Here is a 5,153-nt window from a genome sequence, read left to right as displayed (position 1 = left end):
AACACGGAAGTTAAGCTCTCTAGCGCCGATGGTAGTTGGGACCTTGTCCCTGTGAGAGTAGGACGTCGCCAAGCAACCTTAAGACGAGTCAGAATGACTCGTCTTTTTTGTGTTTGATGAAATAAGCTTGTTATTAATGGCTCAAGAAATCCATTGATAACAAGCTTATTTGTTTAAAGATAAATGTATTTATATAGCATGGACTTCCGGTAAAATCGTTATTTATCATAGCTTCACTTTGTTTTTTACATCGATAAGCTTAAAACGTTCGCAAACGAGCAGCATATCTTCAGAAAAACTAAGACCAAGCTCGCTTAGTTCCTTTGTGAAAAACTGAATATGGGTATCTCTCCAGTAACTATAGGTACGATCACCTTCGCCTTCAGCGATAGCGAATTCTTCAGTCACTTCATTCATTGGCATTATAGTTACTTCTATTGTCTTAATAATAGCTACAGGTTCATCCTGACTATTAAGTACAATACTATAATCGTTAGTTGTTGGTAGTGGTTCATTTTCTAATTCATAAAAAATATGGCCGGAGCAGGTTGCGGTTTTTATGCCATCAATTACTAATTGGGCGAGGTAATCAGGAGAATCACCGAATTGCCAAGCAGTAACAGATTTTGGTTTTTCATTCTGCCCCCAATAAGTATCCCAATATGTTTGTGCTAATGGATTCATTTGTATTATTACCTCACTTTAGTTAAATTTAATTCCTTTTATCTTGCTATTTTAGGGGAATGATACTTCCAATTTAAGCTTCAGTAGAAAAAAAGAGGCTAGGTGGAAGATGAAGTATCCTCGCTAATTATTAAAAAATTACTTTATAGGTCCCACGTGTAATTTGTTTATTTGTAAGTACTTTGTATGCATTTAAAATCTGTATTGTTGTTTTACGAATCAATAAAGGTAATACGCTGAATGAATATGGTTTGTAAACACGTTTTGTCCACTTATATCCATCTTCCACCTATACCCCCATATTAATAGACGGGATATTTAATTTCCGAATTGTTTCGTATGGTAATAGGTATAAATGATCCCATTCAGGGGAGTTTTCTAATAATAGTTTTAACTCTTCGTCGATTTCGTGAATAGACAAGGAGCTACCATCTGCTAAATATAGAAACAGGAATAAGTTTTCCGGCAGTGCCTGTATAAATATAGCGCTGGTTATCTTCATCATATAAAGGTGTTAAAAAATCATTATTAATAGCCAAACGATACTGTAATTATTTGTATATAGGCCATAGAATAAACCTCCTTAAATCTTATAATTAGGGGCCTTTTATAGAGAAGTTAAGTACGAGTGAAAAACAATAACTACTTAAAATATAAAGAAGAAGTGATATATTACAAAACAAAGAACGTTTGTTCCAGGTGAGTGTGAGGGGTACAATTAATCAATTGAGTTGCGTGTTTTTAAACCAGTATAGGTGTTTAACGAAGAAATACTATTACTAGGTTCGGACTTCAAGTATAGCTTGTAACTTTATATATTAACGGATTGTTTGAAGAATATTCGGATTATTAATGTTGGTTTATTACCACTATGCCATATTGAAGTGAGTAATACTAGAGGTGAAATAGATAAAAAACCGATATTCCAATTTGAATATCGGTTTAATAATATGTGACTCATATGAATCTATAGCAATACGAAAAGCGTAAATAAGATAGCCAACAAAATACGATAGTATGCAAAAAGGTTTTAAACCTATATTTTCTAAAAGCTTAAGAAAAGTTACTACTGCTAGCATTGCTACAATAAAAGAAGTAAGGAAGCCTACTGCAAACATAGGGATATTATTTACACTTAGATACTTCCAGCTTTTTAATAAGTCTAAGCCTGTAGCTCCAACCATTACAGGAAGAGCAATGAGAAAAGAGAACTCAGATGCAGTCTTATAATTTACTTTCGCTAATAGACCTCCAGAAATAGTAGATCCAGCCCTAGAGAAGCCAGGATATACTGCTAAGCATTGAAATAATCCAATTGTTAATGCTTGATGGTATGTTAAATCATCCAGTGAAAAGGTGGTTACCTCTGCCTTTTTTACTCCTGCTACAAGTTCAATCACGACAGTATATGGCTGAAATAAGTATGTTTTAATAACATCATGTAGTAGTAAACCAGCAACTACTGCCGGAAATACGCCAAGAAATACATGGAATGCGTTGAGTTTTTTCTCTTTCCGCAGAAGAGGTTTAAGATTACATAAAGAAACAAGGCGTTTATAGTATAAAATCGCAATAGCTAAAATTGCTCCTAACTATATAACGATTCCAAACGTCTTTGCCCTTTCTCCTTCAAAGCCTAATAAATGTCCGACTAATATAAGGTGGCCAGTAGAAGAGATAGGTAAAAATTCAGCTAACCCCTCTACAATACCGAGTATGAAGGCAATGATGATATCGCTCATAGTTTCACTCCTATAAATTAATGAATATCTACTCTCTTAAAATAGAATAGTGTTGCAATAAATCCGAAAATTGCTGTTGCTGCAATGATGATATAAGAATACTCTGCTGGATATGTGGGTTGTAATTCGTTATTTGCGATATCTAGAGTAGCGGTCCACGGAAATAGATCTTTATGTTTAGAGTTCACGAGCATAAGGTTAGTCATTGTAATAATGACTGTTAATATAATAGGTGGTACATAGGTCTTCATTACAACGGTTAATAGTACAATAGGTGAAGACAAAAGAAAGAGAAGTCCACCACATATTAGAAATTTCACAAGGGAGCCTAAAAGTAAGGCAGTGCTAAATCCAGGGAAGCTACCTATTAACCCTAATAATAAAGTTAGCGCCCAAGCGACTAAAGTTAGCATCATGATCCAAAGGAATAGAAGGATGAACTTACTTACAATAAAGCTAATACGTGATACTGGGATAGTTAGCAAATTTTTTAATGTATCTTCCGTGTATTCACGGGTAAATAGATAAGCAATCACAACCCCATATAAGGGGAATCCGATAACTAAAGTAGTATATAAGTTAACTTCAGTGAAATAATTGATGGAATAAAATAGTTGGAGTAGGTTGTTTTGTCTTTATGTGTATATAAGACGCTACAACCACTAAAAAGGGTGCGACACCAGCCCCAATAATACTAAGCAAAAAGATATTAGAACGTTTTAGTTTTAATAGTTCTGTATAGAGTAGATTAACCAATTGTTCCACCCCCAACTAGTTTGGTGAAATAATCTTCTAATCTTTCTTCGCTCATCATCATTTTTAATACTTCAACATCGTCAAGAACGAACGTTCTGTTAATGTATCCTTGCTGTCCGAAATGAGAGTAAATGCGAATATGCCCTTCATCACGTACTTCATAATCAAAAATTTAAAAATGATTTTCTAATAGCATCGCAGCTTTATTATCATTATTTACTTGGAATTCTGTGTAATTACGATTGGCTTTACGCAGTGTATCAAGAGAAACTTCTTCTAATAACCTTCCTTCATGAATAATTCCCATACGATCGACTAGTTGTTCCACCTCAGCTAATATATGACTAGAAATGAGTATCGTTATATTTCTTTCTTGAGCTAAAGATTTAATGAGTTTTCGCATTTCTTTAATATCGATTGGATCTAGTCCGTTAGTTGGTTCATCTAGTATGAGTAGTTCAGGATAATGGAGAAGAGCACGTGCAATTCCTAAGCGTTGCTTCATTCCTAAAGAGTATTTTCCTATTAGTTTTTTGTTTCGTGATGCAAGCCTACAATTTCTAATGTTTCTTCAATTGCATTCCTTTTGTAAACTCCAATTATCTTGGCATTAATTAATAAGTTCTCTCTTGCAGTTAAGTTTTCATAAAACCCAGGAACTTCAACGATAGAACCAATTCTTCTTAAAATGTCTTTTTGATTCCGAAGTAAATCCCCACCGAATATTTCTATATTTCCACTTGTAGGTTTTGTAAGACTAAGCAGCATAGGGATTGTAGTTGTTTTACCAGCAACGTTACGCCCTATGAATCCATAAATCTCTCCTTGCTGTACATTCATATATTTTCCCAGTTTTTCCGTAGTGGATAGCATTTTTAATTAGATTACCTATAATTCGTATAAGGCTAAGGTAATCTGCAATGATAGGAGAAGTAGCTTCTGGTATGAGAACTTGTAGTTCAATGTTAAGTTTTGATAGCTTGGCCATATTAAAAATTTCATCGACTAGATGTTTTAAGTCATTCGATTTCTTATAAAGTATTTCAAGATATTCTTGCTTTTCTACTTCAGAAGCAGCGACATCATTTTTTAAAGAATTAATATATCCAATAATAGAAGTGAGTGGTGTTCGGATATCATGTGAAATATTAGATGAAATTTGTTTTCTAGCTTTTTGGATTTCCTCGCTTCGATCTGACCCTGTTCTAATTCAGCTATTAATTCGTTTATTGAAAGCACAATCCCATCTACTTTCGGCATCATAAGATCTAATATAAGGAGGTTATAGTTGTTTTGATTAAATAAGCGCAGACGCAGTATCTACTATGTATACCTCTCATTCTAAATATCTTTTTAATAAACCTCGGATTTCTTTATCATCGTCTGGTATAAGAATACATATATCTTTCGTATCGTTACCTGATTCAAATAGAATGGTTATTGATAGTACAATTTGATAAACAAAGGGGAATCGGGAGCAGTAATGAAAAATAAAGCAACTTTCTACTTATATACTATTAATCATTAAAATAAAGTTGCCAGTTTAGCTGAAAAGAATCAATCGTATAAGTTCGGTAAGATGGGGAGCGCGTCCTATGTAATAGAGAAGTGTCTAAATTGAATAGTATGTAGAAGAATAGATTAGTAAAGAAAAGTAGACGATGGTTTCTAGTTTTATGAAATCTTCATAGGTCCTTATCTAGAGTTAAAAGAGTACGAAGGTATTAAATTAAATATCTTTATAAAAAGGTATTGACGATTACCATATAGAGGTGTAATATAGAACAAGTCGCCGATAGCAACAACGCAGAAAGCGACAAACGAAATAAAAAACTTAGTTGACATTACAAATTGGAAATGTTAACATAAGGGAGTCGCAAATGAGCGACAGACAAGTTCTTTGAAAACTGAACGAAACAAACAACGTGAACGTCAATTTTTATTTTTAGATGCTAGACAAACTAACTTTAT

The 5,153-nt window shown here is 33.6% G+C and carries 3 protein-coding genes and 4 pseudogenes; all 7 read right to left on the bottom strand.

Going from position 1 to position 5,153, the window contains the following annotated elements; translation table 11 throughout:
• Positions 1-225: 225 nt before the first annotated feature.
• On the bottom strand, positions 226-684 hold the full coding sequence (locus JDS80_RS30185) for an ASCH domain-containing protein (protein ID WP_071770581.1): 459 nt from the start codon (positions 682-684) through the stop codon (positions 226-228).
• A 130-nt stretch (positions 685-814) separates the two neighbouring features.
• Positions 815-973 (bottom strand): hypothetical protein, encoded by a 159-nt coding sequence (locus tag JDS80_RS30180; RefSeq protein ID WP_199640758.1) that lies wholly within the window; start codon positions 971-973, stop codon positions 815-817.
• Positions 974-1,105, bottom strand: coding sequence for a hypothetical protein (locus tag JDS80_RS32030; RefSeq protein ID WP_274605855.1), 132 nt, complete (start codon positions 1,103-1,105; stop codon positions 974-976).
• A gap of 546 nt (positions 1,106-1,651) precedes the next feature.
• A pseudogene (gene bacA / locus JDS80_RS30175) lies at positions 1,652-2,426 on the bottom strand (undecaprenyl-diphosphate phosphatase).
• Positions 2,427-2,443: 17 nt separating this feature from the next.
• Positions 2,444-3,182: pseudogene (locus JDS80_RS30170) on the bottom strand (ABC transporter permease).
• Positions 3,175-4,022, bottom strand: a pseudogene (locus JDS80_RS32215) (ATP-binding cassette domain-containing protein); the annotation flags it as partial. The pseudogenes JDS80_RS30170 and JDS80_RS32215, both read right to left, overlap by 8 nt.
• A 1-nt stretch (position 4,023) precedes the next feature.
• Positions 4,024-4,499, bottom strand: a pseudogene (locus tag JDS80_RS30155) (sensor histidine kinase); the annotation flags it as partial.
• Positions 4,500-5,153 lie beyond the last annotated feature (654 nt).

The organism is Bacillus cereus group sp. N8 (assembly GCF_016483685.1).
Lineage (GTDB): Bacteria > Bacillota > Bacilli > Bacillales > Bacillaceae_G > Bacillus_A > Bacillus_A proteolyticus.
The sequence above is the reverse complement of the archived record's forward strand: the minus strand, read 5'-3'. Positions and strand labels throughout refer to the sequence as shown.